The 344-nt window shown below is 61.6% G+C and carries 1 protein-coding gene; it reads right to left on the bottom strand.

Annotation, left to right across the window (positions count from 1 at the left end; translation table 11 throughout):
- Positions 1-344 (bottom strand): L,D-transpeptidase family protein (locus EN824_RS33880; protein ID WP_145972522.1); only part of this gene is annotated, 344 nt, incomplete at both ends.

The raw sequence follows: 344 nt of genomic DNA, 5'->3' as shown, positions 1-344 counted from the left end.
CCGGTCTAGATAGCCCGGATCGCTGCGCAGTCTCGGCAGCATCTCGTTGACGATGATCGACTGCGGCACGCCCCAATAAGGGTGGAAGTCGACCTGCTTGATCTGGTTGTAGAAGAACGCGGTCTGGTTGGTGACCCGACCGATGACGACGCGGGTCTTCAGCTTCTCCTCGCCATTGTCGATATAGCTGGAGGTGAAGGCGGGCTGGTTGATGAAGACGCGCGGGCTGCCTAGATCGGACGGCATCCAGCGCAGCTCCTCGAGCGCCACCTTGACCTTCCCGATCCTGTCGGCCTTCGACGAGCCGACAAACAATGCCACCGTGCGCGGGCCGATAACGCCGT

The sequence above is a fragment of the Mesorhizobium sp. M8A.F.Ca.ET.181.01.1.1 genome, from assembly GCF_004792025.1.
Taxonomy (GTDB): Bacteria; Pseudomonadota; Alphaproteobacteria; order Rhizobiales; family Rhizobiaceae; genus Mesorhizobium.
Note: the sequence above shows the minus strand (reverse complement) of the source record. Positions and strands in the feature narration are given on the sequence as shown.